The 18,299-nt window shown below is 66.6% G+C and carries 15 protein-coding genes and 1 pseudogene; 8 read left to right on the plus strand and 8 right to left on the minus strand.

Translation table 11 applies throughout. The features are described 5' to 3' along the window. The coding region (locus G3N93_RS16470) for a LysR family substrate-binding domain-containing protein (protein WP_206133488.1) at positions 1-491 on the plus strand (491 nt) is incomplete at its 5' end. A gap of 24 nt (positions 492-515) precedes the next feature. Here G3N93_RS16470 and G3N93_RS16475 read toward each other — a convergent pair. Then, positions 516-1,169 carry a TetR/AcrR family transcriptional regulator gene (locus G3N93_RS16475; RefSeq protein ID WP_174937217.1) on the minus strand — a complete coding sequence of 218 codons (654 nt, stop codon included), beginning with the start codon at positions 1,167-1,169 and terminating at the stop codon, positions 516-518. A gap of 149 nt (positions 1,170-1,318) precedes the next feature. Between G3N93_RS16475 and G3N93_RS16480 the strand changes: the two genes are divergently transcribed. Together G3N93_RS16480 and G3N93_RS16485 are read left to right on the plus strand one after the other, a co-directional pair. Beyond that, entirely contained in the window at positions 1,319-2,611 is a 1,293-nt protein-coding gene (locus G3N93_RS16480; protein WP_206133489.1) for an NAD(P)/FAD-dependent oxidoreductase, read from the plus strand. A gap of 44 nt (positions 2,612-2,655) precedes the next feature. Next, positions 2,656-3,054, plus strand: a complete 399-nt coding sequence (locus G3N93_RS16485) for a DUF3331 domain-containing protein (protein WP_206121642.1) — start codon at positions 2,656-2,658, stop codon at positions 3,052-3,054. Between the two features lie 29 nt (positions 3,055-3,083). Here the strand turns inward: G3N93_RS16485 and G3N93_RS16490 are convergent, their stop codons facing one another. Beyond that, positions 3,084-4,412, minus strand: coding sequence for a dicarboxylate/amino acid:cation symporter (locus G3N93_RS16490; protein WP_174937211.1), 1,329 nt, complete (start codon positions 4,410-4,412; stop codon positions 3,084-3,086). A 225-nt stretch (positions 4,413-4,637) separates the two neighbouring features. After that, a complete protein-coding gene (gene ggt / locus G3N93_RS16495; RefSeq protein WP_206133490.1) occupies positions 4,638-6,389 on the minus strand; it encodes a gamma-glutamyltransferase in 1,752 nt (583 codons plus the stop codon). A 363-nt stretch (positions 6,390-6,752) separates the two neighbouring features. Between ggt and G3N93_RS16500 the strand changes: the two genes are divergently transcribed. Continuing rightward, a complete protein-coding gene (locus G3N93_RS16500; RefSeq protein WP_206133491.1) occupies positions 6,753-7,631 on the plus strand; it encodes a MurR/RpiR family transcriptional regulator in 879 nt (292 codons plus the stop codon). Positions 7,632-7,658: 27 nt separating this feature from the next. Here the strand turns inward: G3N93_RS16500 and G3N93_RS16505 are convergent, their stop codons facing one another. The 3 genes from G3N93_RS16505 to G3N93_RS16515 all read right to left on the minus strand — a co-directional run bounded on the left by G3N93_RS16505 (position 7,659) and on the right by G3N93_RS16515 (position 12,439). After that, complete coding sequence (locus tag G3N93_RS16505) at positions 7,659-9,005, minus strand: AAA-associated domain-containing protein (protein WP_174945815.1); 1,347 nt, start codon at positions 9,003-9,005, stop codon at positions 7,659-7,661. Between the two features lie 11 nt (positions 9,006-9,016). Continuing rightward, on the minus strand, positions 9,017-10,768 hold the full coding sequence (locus tag G3N93_RS16510; protein WP_174937205.1) for an ABC transporter permease subunit: 1,752 nt from the start codon (positions 10,766-10,768) through the stop codon (positions 9,017-9,019). Positions 10,769-10,849: 81 nt separating this feature from the next. Next, positions 10,850-12,439, minus strand: coding sequence for an inorganic phosphate transporter (locus G3N93_RS16515; protein WP_174945817.1), 1,590 nt, complete (start codon positions 12,437-12,439; stop codon positions 10,850-10,852). Positions 12,440-12,694: 255 nt separating this feature from the next. On the opposite strand from G3N93_RS16515, the gene G3N93_RS16520 reads away from it, so the two are divergent. The 4 genes from G3N93_RS16520 (at position 12,695) to G3N93_RS16535 (ending at position 15,904) form a co-directional block, all read left to right on the plus strand. Further along, entirely contained in the window at positions 12,695-13,639 is a 945-nt protein-coding gene (locus G3N93_RS16520; RefSeq protein WP_206133492.1) for a metallophosphoesterase, read from the plus strand. Positions 13,640-13,664: 25 nt separating this feature from the next. Further along, positions 13,665-13,997: a cupredoxin domain-containing protein gene (locus tag G3N93_RS16525; protein WP_206133493.1), complete on the plus strand. Its 333-nt coding sequence runs from the start codon at positions 13,665-13,667 to the stop codon at positions 13,995-13,997. Positions 13,998-14,091: 94 nt separating this feature from the next. Next, positions 14,092-14,553, plus strand: coding sequence for a cupin domain-containing protein (locus tag G3N93_RS16530; RefSeq protein WP_206133494.1), 462 nt, complete (start codon positions 14,092-14,094; stop codon positions 14,551-14,553). 211 nt (positions 14,554-14,764) lie between these two features. After that, positions 14,765-15,904: a patatin-like phospholipase family protein gene (locus G3N93_RS16535; protein ID WP_206133495.1), complete on the plus strand. Its 1,140-nt coding sequence runs from the start codon at positions 14,765-14,767 to the stop codon at positions 15,902-15,904. A gap of 277 nt (positions 15,905-16,181) precedes the next feature. Here the strand turns inward: G3N93_RS16535 and G3N93_RS16540 are convergent. Together G3N93_RS16540 and G3N93_RS16545 are read right to left on the minus strand one after the other, a co-directional pair. Then, positions 16,182-17,147, minus strand: a pseudogene (locus tag G3N93_RS16540) (D-2-hydroxyacid dehydrogenase family protein); the annotation flags it as partial. Positions 17,148-17,274: 127 nt separating this feature from the next. After that, a partial coding sequence (locus G3N93_RS16545; RefSeq protein WP_206133497.1) for an alpha/beta fold hydrolase occupies positions 17,275-18,299 on the minus strand: 1,025 nt, incomplete at its 5' end.

Genomic DNA, 18,299 nt, shown 5'->3' on the forward strand with positions numbered 1-18,299 from the left:
TCACGGACGTCGGCCTCGTCGTGTTGCCGGTGGCCGATGCGGGCGACGTGCGCGTCGAGCCGCTGCTGCGCGACCGGATGGTCGCCGCACTGCCCGACGGTCACCGGCTCGCCCGCCGCCAGCGCATCGCGCTCGCCGAACTGGCGGACGAACCGTGGGTCATGTTCGCCGCGCACCACGGGCCCGGCATGCATGCGCTGATCGCGACGGCCTGCGCACAGGCCGGCTTCGCGCCGCGCGTCGTCCAGCAGCCGCGCCAGATGCAGACGACGGCCGGGCTCGTCGCGGGCGGCATCGGCGTCGCGCTGATGCCGCGCCTGTTCGTGCCGATGCAGCCGCAAGGCATTACGTTCTGCGAACTGAAGGATGCGGGCAGCCCGCTCGCGTACGAGCTGGCGATCGCGTACCGGACGCCCTCGCCGCTCATCGATGCGCTGCGCGAGACCGCACGAAGCGCGGTGCGCGAACTGGGGCTGGTGCTGGCGACGTGACCGCGCGGGTCACGCGCGCCGTGCTCAGCCGCCGACGATGTTGAACGCGACGTCGACCACGGCCTTCCGGAACGCGTCCTGCTGCGTGGGCAGCGACGTGTACTCCAGCATCATGTGGCTGTACGACACCGTCGTGCCGATCGCACTCGCAAACATGAAGAACAGCACGGTCGGATCGACCGGACGGATCACGCCGGCCTCGACGCCGTCCGACAACAGCGGAACCAGCACGTCGTAATACGGGCGCACGATCCGCTCCTGCAGCCGGTCGAGCCGCCCGCCCACTTCGGTCGCCGCCGTCGAGAAGAACATGCCCATGTCGGGCTCGTCGAACTCGTGCTCGACACACCGCTCGATCGCGCGCAGCACGCGGTCGCGAGGCGACAGCGGCGACGTGCGCAACGCGCGCAGCGCGTCGAACATCGGCTCGGCCAGCTCGGCGATCTGCTCGACGACCGCCAGCCACAACGTTTCCTTCGTACCGAAATGGTGCGCGATCAGCGCCGCATCGACCCCCAGCTCGCGCGCGACTTCGCGCACGCTCGTTGCATCGTAGCCACGCTTCGCGAACGTGCGACGCGCGGCCCGCAATATCACGTCCGGCCCCACGGACGCCCCGGCCAGCGGCCGCCCTCGCATACGCCGCTTGGCCGGCGCGCGCTCAGTGACTTCAGCCACGTCTTCCTGCTCTCCTTGAATGATTCGAATATCCCTGTTCCAGCCCCGTTTTAGCGGCGCCGAAAACCGGGTGACCTGCCCCGCTCCGTTGACACGCGAAGCCGGGAAGCGCTAGGATCATACCTTATTCATCACTTGATGATTTATCCATGACAACCCCTACACGCATCGTTATCGTCGGCGGCGGCATCGCCGGACTGCAGCTCGCCACCCGCCTGGGCGAGCGGCTCGGCCGGTCCGGGCGCGCGCGGGTCACCATCGTCGACCGCAGCCCGACCCACATCTGGAAGCCGATGCTGCACACGATCGCAGCCGGCACGCGCGACGTGCAGCAGCAGCAGGTGATCTTCCTCGCCCATGCCCGTGACCACGGCTACTCGTACCAGCCCGGCGAGCTGACGGGGCTCGATCGCGCACGCCGTCGCGTGCAGCTCGGCGAGATCCGCTCGCAGGACGGCGAACTGGTGCTCGAGGCACGCGAACTCGAATACGACGTGCTGATCCTCGCGCTTGGTAGCCAGGCCAACGATTTCGGCGTGCCGGGCGTGCGCGAGCACTGCTATTTCATCGACAGCCAGAAGCAGGCCGAGACCTTCAACGAAGCGTTGCGGGTGCGCGTCTTTCGCAGCATCGCGCGCGACGAGCCGTTCCGCGTCGCGATCGTCGGCGCGGGCGCGACCGGCGTGGAACTCGCGGCGGAACTGAGCCGCTTGCTGGAAGTGGCCCAGGCATATGGCGACGCGACCGTGCGCGAACGGCTGCAGCTCACGCTGCTCGAAAGCGGCCCACGCATCCTCGCCGCGTTTCCGCCGCGGATTTCCGCGTCCGCGCAGCGGCGGCTCGAACAGATCGGCTTTCACGTGCTGACGTCGACGCGCGTCACGTCCGCCGATGCAAACGGCTTCCACTATGGCGACGGCTCGTTCGCCGAGGCGGACTTGATGGTCTGGGCGGCCGGCGTGAAGGCGCCCGATTTCATGCAGGCACTCGACGGGCTCGACACGAATCGCGCGAACCAGATCGTCGTCGGGCCGACGCTGCAGGCAACGGGCGACGAGCACGTGTTCGCGATCGGCGATTGCGCGAGCCTGTTGCCCGACGGCCACGAGCGGTCGCTGCCGCCCACCGCGCAAGTCGCGACGCAGCAGGCCGAGCATCTCGCGAAGCACCTGCCCGCGTGGCTCGACGGCAAGCCGATTCCGCCATTCGCGTTCCATGATTTCGGCGCGCTCGTGTCGATCAGCGACTACGACGCGTTCGGCACGCTCGGGCAGTTCGGGTTCTTTCGCGGCGGCTTCATCCAGGGGCGTTTCGCGCAGTTCAGCCACCTGATGCTCTACCGGCGGCACCAGCAGGCGCTGCACGGCTTCTCCAAGGCGACCCTGCTGTGGATCGCCGAACGGATCAACGGCTGCGTGCAGCCGCGCATCCGCCTGTCGTGATACCGCGCGTGGCGGTGTCGCGTAACGTTTCGAGGAAAACTGACATGAACAACCGTTTAGCGCCCTGGCTCATGACCGTTGCCGCGATCAGCAGCTTCGACATGCCGTCCGTCTCGTGGGGCGCGCCGCGGCGGCGCAGCGTCACGCGCGACCGGCTGCCGTCGTGGGACGCGACGAGCAAGCCGTCCATCAGCGTGCTCGAGCGGCCCACGGCCGACACCGTGATGATTTCATGGTGCGACGCGTGCACCGGGCACTACGGTTATCAGAAGTGGCGGCTGTTCACCACGCGCAAGCGTGGCGTGTGCGCGCTGTCGGGGCAGCCGATCAAGATCGGCGACAGTGTCTTCGCACCGCAATTGCTCGGCTCGACGCCGGGCAACGCCGCCGCGATGGTGCTGGCCGCGTGCATCGACGCGGCCCGCCCCGCCGAGGCGGCCTGACAGCCCGGGATTCGACCCGGGATTCCGCTTCAGGCGGTGGTGACGCGATCCGTATCGCGAACCGCCTCGTTCATGCGTGCTTCGGCTTCCGCATCCAGCCGCGCCGCATTCGCTTCGGCTTCCGCTTCCGGCATCAGCTCGCCTTCCCATTTCGCGACCACTGCGCTGGCGATCGAGTTGCCCACCGCGTTCGTGGCCGAACGGCCCATGTCGAGGAACGTATCGACGCCCAGAATCAGCAGCAGCCCGGCTTCCGGGATGTTGAACTGGTGCAGCGTGGCAGCAATCACGACGAGCGACGCGCGCGGCACGCCGGCCATGCCTTTCGACGTCAGCATCAGGATCAGCAGCATCGTGACCTGCGTGCCGAGCGACAGGTGAATGCCGTATGCCTGTGCGATGAACAGCGACGCGAACGTGCAGTACATCATCGAGCCGTCGAGGTTGAACGAATACCCCATCGGCATCACGAAGCTCGAGATCTTGCGGCGCACGCCGAAACGGTCGAGCGCATCGAGGATCTTCGGATACGCGGCTTCCGAGCTCGCGGTCGCGAACGACAGCATGAACGCTTCCTTGATCAGCACCAGCAGCTTGAACACGCGGCGGCCGAGGAACAGCAGCCCGGCAGCGACGAGCGTGCCCCACAGCAGGAACAGGCTCAGGTAGAAGTCGCCCATGAACACCGCGAACTTCAGCAGGATCGACAGGCCGTTGATCGCGACGGTCGACGCCATCGCGGCCAGCACCGCGAGCGGCGCGAGCTTCATCACGTAGCCGGTGATCTTGAGCATCACGTGCGCGAGCTGGTCGATCGCCGCGACGAGGATCTTGCCGCGTTCGCCGAGCGACGCGAGCGCCACACCGAAGAACATCGAGAACACGACGATCTGCAGGATCTCGTTGTTCGCCATCGCCTCGGCGATCGACTTCGGCACCATGTGGCCGACAAAATCCTTCAGCGTGAACTTGGACGTCGCGAGATGCGCGGACGCGCCGATATCCGGCAGCGGCAAGCCGAGGTTCTCGCCCGGACGCAGCAGGTTCGCCATCAGCAGGCCGAGCAGCAGCGAGATCAGCGACGCGGTGACGAACCAGCCGAGCGCCTTCACGAACACGCGGCCCACCGACGACGCGTCGCCCATGTGCGCGATGCCGACGACCAGCGTCGAGAACACCAGCGGGCCGATCACCATCTTGATCAGCCGCAGGAACACGTCGGACACCAGCGAGATGTAGCCGGCGATCTCAGCCGCGGACTGCTTGTCCGGCAGCTGCGTATAGATCATGTAGCCGATCAGGATGCCGGCCGCCATCGCGAGCAGGATCCAGCCTGCCGCGGACATTCGTTTGTTCATATCGGAACTCGACGCACGGGAAGAGGTTGACGGATGAAAGGCGCGCATCCCGTGCCGTACCAGGGCGCGCGCGTGGCGAGCCGGTCGTGCCCGGTGTGTCGGGCACGGGCGCCGGCGCCGGTCAGGCTCGCGACTATCCGCGAACTGACGTGCTGCCACCGCAACGGCATTCGCGTGAGGGCAAACGCCGGCGGCAGCGATTCAGCATGATGCGATCAGGCCAGATCAGTAACCGATCGCCGAGCCGGCCGGACGGCGCGGGTCGTTGTAGCCGTAGATGAAGCCGACCCGCACGTTGCCGGATACGGACGAATCGTTCCCCGAACTCTGGCGGCTCGCCGCTTCGGTGCCCGGCAGGCCGACCATGATCAGCTCGGCGGCGCCCCACGGCGTCTGCTCGACCATCTTGTAGCCCATGTTGCGCAGGATCGCGAGCGTGTCGGGCGACAGGCCGTAGGTTTCGTAGTAGACCTCGTCGGGCAGCCACTGGTGGTGGATGCGCGGCGCGGTGACCGCGTCCTGCGGCGTCATCCCGTAGTCGATCACGTTCAGCACCGTCTGCAGCGTGATCGTGATGATGCGCGAGCCGCCCGGCGAGCCGACCACCATGAACACCGTGCCGTCCTTCTTCACGATGGTCGGCGCCATCGACGACAGCGGACGCTTGCCCGGCGCGATCGAGTTGCGCGTGCCCTGCACGAGGCCGAACAGGTTCTGCGCGCCGACCTTCACGGTGAAGTCGTCCATCTCGTCGTTCAGGAAGAAGCCCGTGCCCGGCGCGATGACCACGGCGCCGAAGCGGCCGTTGACCGTGTAGGTCGTCGACACCGCGTTGCCGTCATGGTCGATGATCGAGTAATGCGTCGTCTCCGGCTTCTCGTGCACGCCGATGCCCGGCTGCACGTCGACCGACGGCGTGGCCGTATCCGAATGGATGCTCTTGCGGATCTGCGCGGCGTATTCCTTGCTCGTCAGCTTCGCGACCGGGTTGTCGATGAAGTTCGGGTCGCCGAGCAGCGTGTTGCGGTCTTCGTATGCGTGACGCATCGCTTCGGTCATGTAGTGCACCGCCGCGGCCGAATGGTAGCCAAGCTTGCGCATGTCATACCCTTCGAGGATGTTCAGCGTCTCGCACATCGTCACGCCACCCGAGCTCGGCGGCGGAGCCGACACGAACTCGTAGCCGCGATACGTGCACGTCAGCGGCGCGATGTCCTGCGTACGGTACGACGCGAAGTCGGCCGCCGTGATCAGGCCGCCGCCCTTCCTGGCCGCGGCCTCGACGATCTTCGGGATCTCGCCGTGATAGAACGCGTCGGGCCCCTGCTCCGCGATGCGCTCGAGCGTGCGGGCCAGGTCCTTCTGCACCAGGCGATCGCCCGGCTGCAGCGGCGAGCCGTCCGGCCGCAGGAAGATGCGGGCCGCATCCGGGTCTTTCTTGAAGCGGTCGATCGTCGTGTCGAGGATGTCCGTATCACCACGCGTCAGCACGAAGCCGTCGCGCGCGAGCCGGATCGCCGGCTCCATCACCTGCTTGCGCGTCAGCTTGCCGTACTTGCGCTGCGCGAGATCGAGGCCGGCAACCGTGCCCGGCACGCCGACCGCGCGATAGCCGTACAGGCTGTCGTCGGGAATGACGTTGCCCTTCGCGTCGAGATACATGTTCGCGGAAGCCGCAGCCGGTGCGGTTTCGCGGAAATTGATGAAGCGGTCGCGGCCGTCAGCCAAATGCACGGTCATGAAGCCGCCGCCGCCGATGTTGCCGCAGCACGGATTGGTCACCGCTTGCGCGTAGCCGACCGCCACCGCCGCGTCCACCGCGTTGCCGCCTTCCTTCAGGATGTCGACGCCGATCTGCGACGCGAAATGCTGCGACGAAACGACCATGCCGTTCTTCGCTTCGACCGCGGGGTCCGACGCGGCGAACGCGCACACGCTCATGGCCGACAACAGGGTGAGTACTACGAGCCGCCTCATGACGGGATCCTCCAGACAAATAAACCGGGCCAGGCCGGGATGCGCCGTCGCATCGTCGCGTGTCGGCGCCGCCAATCCGGCATGTAATAAACAATACATCCCGGCGAGGCCGCGATCATAGCACTCGCTTTTTTTCGCTAAAACCTAGGGTTATCACTGAATTTAATGCCACTGTGACCAAGGCCACATTTCGATGTATGTTTGTTTTATTACATAAAATGAGGCGCCGGGCGATCGCGTGATGCGTCCCTCTAATTTAGAGCCGCCGGCGGCCTGTCGAGCGTCGATCGGCTAACATGCGTGGAGTCGCCGGCAGACATCCGTCTGCCGTTTGTCATTCAGATCAGAGAGCTGGAGTGCCCGATGGGGACGAGCATCAGGGCGTTGCTGTTATCCCAGATGGATAGCTTCACGCCGTCGGAACAGAAGGTCGCGCAGGCATTGCTGGATCGCTACCCGAGCCTCGGGCTCGGGCCGATTGCGAGCTTTGCCAAACAGGCTGAAGTGAGCGATCCGACCGTGTTTCGCTTCGTCGTCCGGATCGGCTTTCCGAATTACTCGTCGTTCCAGCAGGCGCTGTACGGCGAGATCGACACGGCGATGAATTCGCCGCTCGCACGGATGGATGCGTTCCACTCGTCCGCGGGGATGCGCGACAGCCATGCGGCGATTTTCCAGCGGCTGTCCGAGTCGCTGGCCACCACGATCGAAGGGCTCGATGCGGCGGCGTTCGACGCCGCGGTGGCGTTGCTGGCCAATCCGGATGTGCGTGTCTTTTGCGGCGGCGGGCGTTACACGGCGCCGCTCGCGTCGCTGTTTTCGTTCACCCTCGCGTACGCAAGACCACATGTTCAGTATGTCGAACCGAATGTGAACCTCGCGTCGGTCGCGCTGGCGGACATGGGGCCCGGCGACGTGCTCGTCATCTTCGATTTTCGCCGTTATCAGCGGGACAGCATCCGGTTTGCGCAGGCCGCGCATCGGCTCGGTGCGCGCGTGTTGCTGATCACGGACGAATGGCACTCGCCTATCGGCGAGTTCGCGGAGATCGTGCTGCGCATCCGGGGGCAGCCGTTCGCGATGCTACAAACCAACGTGCCGGCGCTCGCGCTCGCCGAAGCGCTCGTGATCGGCGTGACGAACCAGCTGCCGGAACTGGCGCGGCAGCGGATGGAGAAGATCGAGCATCTCAACTCCGGGGGGAGCGAGCCGGATATCAGTCAGCGGGATTTGCCCGAATGACGATAGCTCGCCATTCGGGCGCAGGCTTCAGCTCTCGACATCCTCGAGACTGAACACCTCGGTCTTGTCGTTATACGAGAACACTTCCCCGTAACGCCCCCAGTCGATCACCGCGTCGAGCGTTTCCTCGGCCGCTTCGTCGGACAGGAAATCCTCCAGCTCCTGCTCGAAGCGCACGCGCGGCGCGCGATGGCCCGGGCGCTCGTTCAACACCTTCCGAATCCGCGCGGCGAGCGGCACGTGCTTCAGCAGGTGGTCCGCGAACATCAGCTTGCGCTCCTGCGTGCCGAATTCCGCGAACACGCGCGCGGGCGGCGTCAGGAACACGTCCCCTTCGCGCACGTCCGCGAAGCCGAGGTACTGCAGCACTTCGGCGATCGGGAACAGTTCGTCGACCTCGAGGTGCAGCGTGCGCGCGATTTCCGGCATGTCCGCGCGGCCGTGGTACGGCGCCATCGCGAGCGTCTCGATCAGGCCGGCCATCAGGTTGGTCGACACGCGCGGCATCCAGCTGCCGAGCTCCAGCCCCTTCTTCGTCGCCTCGTTGGTCTGGCGCGCGGTCATCTTCGCGTAGATGTCGTCGACGAGCTTGCGGAAATCGGTGTCGAGACGATTGCGCGGATGCTTGAACGGCACCTTGATCTCGGCGATCACGCGGCCCGGGTTCGACGACAGCACGAGGATCCGGTCGCACATGAACACGGCTTCCTCGATGTTGTGCGTGACGATCAGCACCGACTTGATCGGCATGCGGCCTTGCGTCCACAGGTCGAGCAGGTCGGTACGCAGCGTTTCGGCCGTCAGCACGTCGAGTGCGGAGAACGGCTCGTCCATCAGCAGGATCGTCGGATCGACGACGAGCGCGCGCGCAAAGCCCACGCGCTGGCGCATGCCGCCCGACAGCTCGCGCGGGTACGCGTTTTCGAAGCCGTCGAGACCGATCAGGTCGATCGCGGCGAGCGCACGTTCGCGCCGCTCACGTGCGCCGACGCCGAGCGCTTCAAGGCCGGCTTCCACGTTCTGCAGCACGGTGAGCCACGGGAACAGCGCGAAGGTCTGGAACACCATCGCGACACCTTCGGCCGGGCCGTCCAGCGGCTTGCCGAGATAGGTCACTTCGCCGCCGGTCGGCTCGATCAGGCCGGCGATGATGCGCAGCAGCGTCGACTTGCCCGAGCCGGAACGGCCGAGCAGCCCGACGATCTCGCCTTCGCGCAGCGACAGGTTCGCATCGTCGAGCACGAGCAGTTCGCCCTGCGACTTGTTGAAGCCGCGGTTCACGTGCTCCACGCGCAGGATTTCATCGCCGAGGCGCGGCGGCTGCAGCGGCTGGTTCGTCTTGACGGGGGCGTTGATAACGTTCGAATTTTGCATCGCGCTTACTCTCAATCGAGACGGAGCCGGGATTCCGCATAGGCGTACATCGGACGCCACAGCAGACGGTTGAACAGGGTAACGAACAGGGACATCACGGCGATGCCCAGGATGATCTTCGGGAAATCGCCGGCGGCGGTGGTCTGCGCGATGTACGCGCCGAGGCCGTGAGCAACGACCTTCGTGTCGCCCCACTGCACGAACTCGGACACGATGCTCGCGTTCCACGCGCCGCCCGATGCGGTGATCGCACCGGTCACGTAGTACGGGAAGATGCCGGGCAGGATCGCCTGCCGCCACCACTGCCAGCCGCGGATACGGAAATTCTTCGTCGCTTCCTTGTAGTCGTTCGGATAGGACATCGCACCGGCGATCACGTTGAACAGGATGTACCACTGCGTGCCGAGCACGATCAGCGGCGACAGCCAGATGTCCGCATTCAGGTGGAAGTGAACGATCACGATCACGAACACCGGGAACAGCAGGTTCGCCGGGAACGCGGCGAGGAACTGCGCGAGCGGCTGGATCTTCTCGGCCAGCGCCGGGCGCAGCCCGATCAGCACGCCGAGCGGCACCCAGATCACCGATGCGATCGCGATCAGCACCAGCACGCGCAGCAGCGTGATGAGCCCGAGCACGAGCACGTGCCCGACTTCGCCCATCGTCACACCGGTCGCGACGAACGTGACGACGCGCCACACGACGTACACCGTCAGCAGGATCACGAACGTACCCCACACGATGTCGCCGATGCGCGACGACCTGCGCGACGACGCGCCGCGCGCACGCACGCCCTTCATCGACGGAAAGCGCAGCGGAATCCGCGCGGCCTGCGACAGCAGCCAGCCGGCCGGCACGAGCAGTTGATGGATCAGGTGCGTGCGACGCATCATGTCGAGCAGCCAGGACTGCGGCGCATCGCCCGACGCGGTGTTTTCCATCCGGAACTTGTCGGCCCACGCGACGAGCGGACGGAACAGGAACTGGTCATAGGCGAGGATCACGACCGACATCGCGACGATCACCCAGCCGACCGCGGCGAGGTTCTTGTCGGAGATCGCCTGCGCGAGATACGCCCCGATGCCCGGCAGCGTGATGGTCTGGTTGCCGACGGTGATCGCTTCCGACGCGACGACGAAGAACCAGCCGCCCGACATCGACATCATCATGTTCCAGATCAGGCCCGGCATCGAGAACGGCACCTCGAGCTTCCAGAAGCGTTGCCACGGCGTCAGGTGAAAGCCGCGCGACACTTCGCTCAGGTCGCGCGGCACCGTGCGCAGCGACTGGTAGAAGCTGAACGTCATGTTCCACGCCTGGCTCGTGAAGATCGCGAAGATCGCCGCGAGCTCCGCACCGAGCACGCGGCCCGGAAACAGCGCGAGGAAGAACGTGACGGTAAACGAGATGTAGCCGAGCACCGGCACCGACTGCAGGATGTCGAGGATCGGAATCAGCACCATGCCGGCGCGGCGGCTTTTCGCGGCGAGCGTGCCGTAGACGAGCGTGAACACGAGCGACGCAACCATCGCGGCAAGCATCCGCAGCGTGGTGCGCAACGCGTATTCGGGCAGGTTCGACGGATCGAGCGAGATCTTCTGCGTCTGCAGCACACCGATCGGCGCCATCGTCTGGTGGAAGCCGACGATCGCCATCGCGAGCAGGCAGATGATCAGCGGAAAAGCGACGGCATCCCAGCGGTTGGGCAGCACGCGCCACGCCGAAGCGTTCGCGGTGCGGTTCGGATCGAAACTGATATCCATCGGTAGCGTCTTGTGTTGAATTGAAAATCGATGGGACCGGCCGCGCATCGCGCGGCCGGACGTCGCGCCCCCCGGCGCGGGTCAGAACAGTCCGTGCAGCACCCAGTACAGGCCGGCCGACAGCGCGATCGATGCGGGCAGCGTGAGCACCCACGCAAGCACGAGGTTGCGCACCGTATCCCAGCGCAGGCCCGAGCCGCTCGCCGTCATCGTGCCGGCCACGCCAGACGCCAGCACGTGCGTCGTCGATACCGGCAGCCCGTATGCGTCGGCCATCCCGATCGTCAGCATCGCGACGGCCTCGGCCGATGCGCCCTGCCCGTAGGTGAGATGCGACTTGCCGATCTTCTCGCCGACCGTCACGACGATCCGCTTCCAGCCGACCATCGTACCGAGGCCGAGCGCGATCGCGACCGCGACCTTCACCCAGGTCGGGATGAATTTCGTCGCGCGGTCCATCTGCTTCTTGAACGCTTCGAGCGCGCTCGCGTCCTCGACCGAGAACGCCGGCGCCTTCGCCTTCTCCATCAGCCGGATCGCCTCGGACGCGACGTACATGTTGTTGCGCACGTTGTCGACGAGGTTCTGCGGCACGCTCGAGATGCCGCCGGCCTGTGCGACCTGGTCGGCGATCGTGTCGGTGAGCTTGCCCAGTGCCGGGACCGTCGCGGGCGTCAGCTTGTGCGTGCGCACGTACGCCTCGACGTCGGCGCGCGGATCGGCCGACTGCGCGGCCGGGTCCGCATACTTGACGAGCGTCGTCGACGCGTGGCGCGCCACCGCGACGAACGTGCTCGTCTGGTCCGGCGTCACGGCCTTGTTCAGCGCGTACGCGGTCGGCATCACGCCGATCAGGATCAGCATGATCAGCCCCATGCCCTTCTGCCCGTCGTTCGACCCGTGTGCGAACGACACGCCCGTGCAGGTGAGGATCAGCAGCAGGCGGATCCAGAACGGCGGCGGCTTGTTGCCCTTCGGCTCCTGGTACAGCGCCGGCACGCGCACGAGCGCCTTCAACAGCAGCAGCACGAGCGCGGACAGCACGAAGCCGATCAGCGGCGAGAACAGCAGCGCCTTGCCGACGCCGAGCGCCTGGTTCCAGTCGACGCCGCTCGTGGCCGACGGGCCGCTGACGATCTGGTTCATCAGGCCGACGCCGATGATCGAGCCGACGAGCGTGTGCGAGCTCGACGACGGCAGCCCGAAATACCAGGTCGCGAGGTTCCACGTGACGGCCGCGATCAGCAGCGAGAACACCATCGCGAAGCCCGAGCCGCTGCCCACCTGCAGGATCAGCTCGACCGGCAGCAACTGCAGGATGCCGAACGCGACGGCGCCGCTCGACACGAGCACGCCGAACAGGTTCCAGAGGCCCGACCAGACGACGGCCAGATGCGGGTCGAGCGAATGCGTGTAGATGACGGTCGCGACCGCGTTCGCGGTGTCGTGGAAGCCGTTGACGAACTCGAAGCCGAGTGCGATCAGCAGCGCGACGATCAGCAGCAGGAACGGGAGGACCGAGCTTTCCTTGACGGGACTGAGGTCGGCGCTGAGATGGATGCCGACGTAGACGATGCCGCAGGCAATGATCAGAAAAAACAGCGCGAGGCTGATGGTACGCGTGCGGTTGCTGACCGCACCGCTGGTTTCCGTTGCCGCGAGATTCGGCATGAAGGGGCTCCGGAGAGGTGACTCGGAGTGGCAGGCTATCGGTCGGTCGTGACGCAAATGTGACGTGTCACTTACAAGACATTGACAGGTCATCCTTCAAAAAACCTGCACCGCCGCGCAAGCCGCAAACACGGGTGTTCGACCTTGTAACGCACGGGAATAAATCCGCCGCTGCGCCGGTATGGCACGCGAAGGCGCCGGTTTATTCCAGGACGATCCGGCCGTCCGGTTTCGTCACACGAATGCGAGGCTCACATGTCTTCATCGACCCCCACCAACCCGTCGCGCCGCAAGGCCCTGCAGTGCATGGCCTTCGGCGGCCTCGGCACGCTGTTCACGCTGTCGGGCGGCATCCTGACGCCGTTCGACCTCGCGCTCGCGCAGACCGGCGACGCGCTCCCGGCCAACGCGGGCCGCCCGCTGTTCGTGCAGGTCAGCGACACGCACATCGGCTTCAACAAGGAGGCGAACCCCGACGTGTCGGCCACGCTGAAGCAGACGATCGACCTCGTCAACGGCATGCCGGCGATGCCCGCGCTGGCCATCCATACCGGCGACATCACGCACCTGTCCAAGCCCGAGGAGTTCGATCACGCGTCGCAGTTGCTCTCCGCGCTGCGCGTGCCGGAACTGCATACGGTGCCCGGCGAGCACGACGTCACCGACGGTTCGGGCGCCGAATATTTCGGCCGGTTCGGCAAGGCGTCGGACAACCGCGGCTATTACAGCTTCGATCACGCGGGCGTGCACTTCATCGGCCTCGTCAACGTGATGCACTTCAAGCCGAACGGGCTCGGCAGCTTCGGCGACGACCAGCTCGCGTGGCTCGCGCAGGATCTCAAGGGCCGCTCGTCGAGCACGCCGATCGTCGTGTTCTCGCACATGCCGATGTGGACCATCTACGAGCCGTGGGGCTGGGGCACCGGCGACGCGCCGCAGACGATGGCGCTGCTGCGCCGCTTCGGCTCGGTCACCGTGCTGAACGGGCACATCCATCAGATCGTGTCGAAGGTCGAGGACAACGTGACGTTCCACACCGCGCGCTCCACCGCGTTCCCGCAGCCGACGGCGGGCAACGGCCCGGGCCCCGTGCCGCTCACCGTACCGCGCGACCGGCTGCCGTCGATGCTCGGCGTGACGACTGTCGAATTCGCCGGCCATCCGGTCGCGTCGTCGCTGCGCGATGCGACGCTGGCCTGACGCACCGAACCCAAGGGAGACCGACATGACCCGCTTCAAGCAATCCAGCCTCATCGCGGCGCTGATCCTGTGCGCCACCGCCCCGCTCGCCGCGTTCGCGCAAGGCCCGGACGCCACGCTCGTGACGATCCACAACTTCATGTTTTCGCCGATGTCGACCACGATCAAGGCCGGCACGACGATCACGTGGAAGAACCTCGACGGAGAGCCGCACACGGTCGTCAACGATGCCGGCATCTTTCACTCGAGCGCACTCGACCAGAACGATACGTACTCGTTCCGCTTCGACAAGCCGGGCGTTTACAAGGTGTTCTGCGGGATTCACCCGTACATGAAGGAGACCATCACGGTCGAATGACGCGGCGCATCACGACACGCGCGGACGAATGGCGGACGGCGGGCCGCCTACAATGCCCCCATCCCATTCGCCCGCGTGGCCGACGGAGCCGCTCATGCCCAGGATCGACCTCAGCGCCGTACCCGAACGCCGCGGCAGCGGCTATCCGCAACCGTTCGACGCACCGTGCGCGCAGCGCATCCGCCAGCGCGTCGGCGACGCAGGCGGGCTGCGCGATGTCGGCGTCAACCTGATGCGCGTGCCGCCGGGCGGCTGGTCAAGCCAACGCCATTGGCACTCCGACGAAGATGAATTCGTCTACGTGCTCGAAGGCGAACTCGTGCTGATCGAGGACGGCGGCGAAACCGTGCTGCACGCCGGCGACTGCGCGGCGTTCCCGAAAGACTCGGGCAACGGCCATCACCTGGTCAACCGGTCGGATGCGGTCGCCGTGTATCTCGAGGTCGGCTCGCGCTCGCCGGACGACGTGATCACCTGCCCGGACATCGACATGATGAGCCCGAGCCGCGACGGCCGGTTTCTGCACAAGGACGGCACGCCGTACCCGGACGCGTGACGCCGGCTGTTCATGCCGGTGGATGCGCGGCCCAAAACGGCACGATTCGCCGCATGCAAGCGCCCTACCCCGAACGCACTTGAGGGTCGGAAGCGACTGACGAAGCACATTCAGCCGCCCGTTGCACTGCGGGTCGCCCTCCGCCGCCGATCGCCTAAACTGAATCGATCCGTTCGGATCCGACCCACCGTCACACGCAGCGAGGCCAGCCATGACCGCGAGCCAGCCGGCACGCATGGATCTCCCCGGGCAAGTGGTGCTCGTGCTCCAGGGCGGCGGCGCACTGGGCGCGTTCCAGCTCGGCGTCTTTCAGGCGATGGACGAAGCCGGTATCCGGCCCGACTGGGTGGTCGGCACGTCGATCGGCGCGATCAACGCGGCGCTGATCGCCGGCAACCCGCCGGCGTTGCGCTACGAGAAACTGTCGGCATTCTGGCGCCGTGTGACCGAACGGACCCGATTCGACACCGCGCCGCTGCTGCCCGGCTGGGACCGGACGCTGGCCGAGCTGATGATCATCGGCGGCGGCATCGCGGGATTCTTCCAGCCCAATCCGGCATCGTGGCTCGGGCCGATGGTCCGCCTCGGCGTCGATCGCGCGTCGTATTACCGGATCGCGCCGCTGCGCGACACGCTCATGTCGCTGATCGATCCCGACCTGCTGAACGCGGGCCATCCGCGCCTGACCGTCAGCGCGGTCAATGCGTGCACGGGCACGATGCGCTATTTCGATTCGCGCGACACGCGGCTCGGGATCGAGCACATCATGAGTTCGGGCGCGCTGCCGCCCGCGTTCCCGGCGATACGGATCGACGGCGAACCGTACTGGGATGGCGGCGTGTATTCGAACACGCCGGTCGAGGTCGTGCTCGACGACAACCCGCGCCGCAGCTCGATCATCTTCTCCGTCCAGATGTGGAACCCGGCCGGCCCCGAGCCCGAGAGCATCTGGCAGGTGTCGGAGCGGCAGAAGGACATCCAGTATGCGAGCCGCACCGACAGCCACATCGCGCGCCAGCAGCAGATCCACCGGCTGCGCCACGTGATCCGCGAACTGGCCCGGCACGTACCGGAAGCCGAGCGCGCGTCGCCGGCCGTGCGCCGGCTCGCCGCGTGGGGCTGCGAAACCACGATGCACCTGGTCAAGCTCGCGGCGCCGCGGCTCGCCGGCGACAATCAGCTGAAGGACATCGATTTCACGCCGGACGGCATCGCCGCCCGCCGGCAGGCCGGCTACGAGGCCGCGCAACGGGCCATCGCGGCACGTCCGTGGGACACGCCGACGGACCCGACCGAAGGCCTGACGGTATTCGACGCCAGCGCGCCGCCCATTTCGGAAAACCCGGCATGACACGCGGCCCCGCAACCGTGCGCCGACAGCACCGGCACGATCACGCGCGATCGGCCTGGAGCCGGGCACGGCCGGCCGCATTCACCTCGACCATCGCCACGCCGTCACGCGCGGGTCGCCGCACCACGTAGCCGCGCGCGCAGGCTTCCTCCCACACCGGCAAGCGCGGGCACGACGTGCGCCACGCATCGATCACCTCGTCATAGGGCCGCCCGGCAGGCCCGATCCATTCGAGCAGGTCGAGGATCAGCGGCTCGATCGACGCCGTTTCGCGCTCGAGCACATCCGGGTTGACCACGTGGATCGGCTGCCCGGCCGCATAGGCCACGATCTGGTCGAACACATCCGAAAACTGCGTCTCGTATTCGTCCTCGGTCACGTAACCGATATGCGGCGTACACACGACATTGGGCAACCGCAGCAGCGGATGCCGCGGGTCGCGCAACGGCTCCGTCTCGTAGACGTCCACCGCCGCCATCCCGGGCCGGCCGGCCTGCAACGCCGCTTCGAGCGCGCCCGGTACGACGAGGCCTGCCCGGCTCGTGTTCACCAGCAGCGCGCCCGGCTTCATCCGGCCCAGATCCTCGGCCGTCACGATGCCGCGCGTGGCCGGCACGAGCCGCATGTGCAGCGAAAGCACGTCGCAGGTTTCGAAGAAGGTGGGCTTGTCCGGCGCCGTGTTCCACCCGTCGTCGCGCGCACGCTGCAGCGACGCTTCGCGCGCCCAGATCACTACATTCATTCCGAACGCGGCGCCATACCGGGCGACCTCCGCACCGATCCGGCCATAGCCGTAGATCCCCAGCGTGCGCCCGCGCAGCGTCCGCCCGACGCCGATCTGCCAATCGCCGGCCTGCAGCGCGCGCATCTGCTGCGGAATCCGGCGCATCGCGGCAAGCACGAGGCCCCACGTAAGCTCGGCGGCCGCATAGGAAGGCGTGCCCGCATGCTGGTTCGACGACACGATCACGCCGTGCGCGGTGCACGCGTCGATGTCGATATGCGGATAGACGCTGCGCTGGCTGATCAGCCGCAGCTTCGGCAGCCGCGCGACGAGCGGTGCGCGAATCTGCGTGCGCTCGCGGATCAGCACCAGCACTTCCGTGTCGCGCAGGCGCTCGGCCAGCGCGTCGACGTCCTGCACGTGATCGTTCCAGATCGTGACCGCGTGCCCGTCCAGCTTGCGAAAGCACGGCAGCGTGCGCAGCGTGTCGAAATAATCGTCGAGGATCGTGATGTTCATGGGGGCGCTCCTGGCAACGCCGTCATCCTGAACCGGGAGTGCTTCGCAGGGAAATGAATTTATCTTGCCGATTCCTGCATTTTTCTGATCGATCGATTTCCGCCGTGCACGCACCTCGCACGCGCACTCATTGCCCTGCCGAGCGCGTGTCCGATGCCGTACCGGCAACGACCGGACACGATGGCGGCAATGCCTGCCCGAACAGCACGGCCAGCCCGCAAGCGGACGTGAACATGCCGAGACCGTCATGCCCGACGCCCGGCACTTCGACGACCTGCTGCGCGAGATCGTCAGGATGCCGCTTCTTCAGGTAGTCGAAATACGCGAGCCCGCGCGCGAGCCGGTACGGGCCCTGCGCCATGGCCGCGCACGAGCGGTCGATGAAGTGGGTGTAAGGGTTCGTGTCGGCCTGGCCGAGCAGGTACACGACATGACGCGCGACATAGCGTGTTTCGAGATCGCGCACGTCCTGCGACGCGACATAAGGCGGCGCCGACTTCAACCCGTATTTCCACTCCGTCGCGCTCGGGCAGGTTCCGTCTGCGATCGCCTGCCCATCCGGCCGCTCGTCGTCGAAATACAGGTAGCTCGACGGGTTCGCCACCACATAACGCACCGCAATGCCGGCCCGCTCCAGCGCATCGCCTTCGTGCCCGGCCACTGCATAGCGCTGCAGCAACTGCGCGCCGGCCGAATGGCCGATCACGACCACGGTCGACAACGCGGGATACAGGCTGCGGTCGGCGAAATGCGCGAGCAATGCGTCGAGCGCCGTGAACGAACTGATCGGCCCCGGCTGACGGGCCGCTTCGCCGCCCTTCCATCCTTCCTGCGTCCACGCCAGCGTCTGCGCGGGCAACGAAAACGCGCGCGTGTCGGCGCGGGTCAGGAACTGCGGCGCGACGACCATCGTGCCCTTCCCGGCCGCACCGGCCTTTTCGACGACCTTGAGCCCCGATGCGTAGTACGCGTCGGCATTGCGCAGCGTGCCGTGAATCACGATGAAGACGCGTGTGACGTCGGGTACGGCCTGGTCGAGCGGACGATCGGCGTAGACGGGCAGCACCCCGCCGCCCTGTGGCGTATCGACGGCCACGCGCTGGCCGGCGACGGCCTTGACCGGCGCCTCGAGGCGTTCGCGCTGCGTGGGGG

The sequence above is a fragment of the Burkholderia sp. Se-20378 genome, from assembly GCF_017104665.1.
Lineage (GTDB): Bacteria > Pseudomonadota > Gammaproteobacteria > Burkholderiales > Burkholderiaceae > Burkholderia > Burkholderia lata.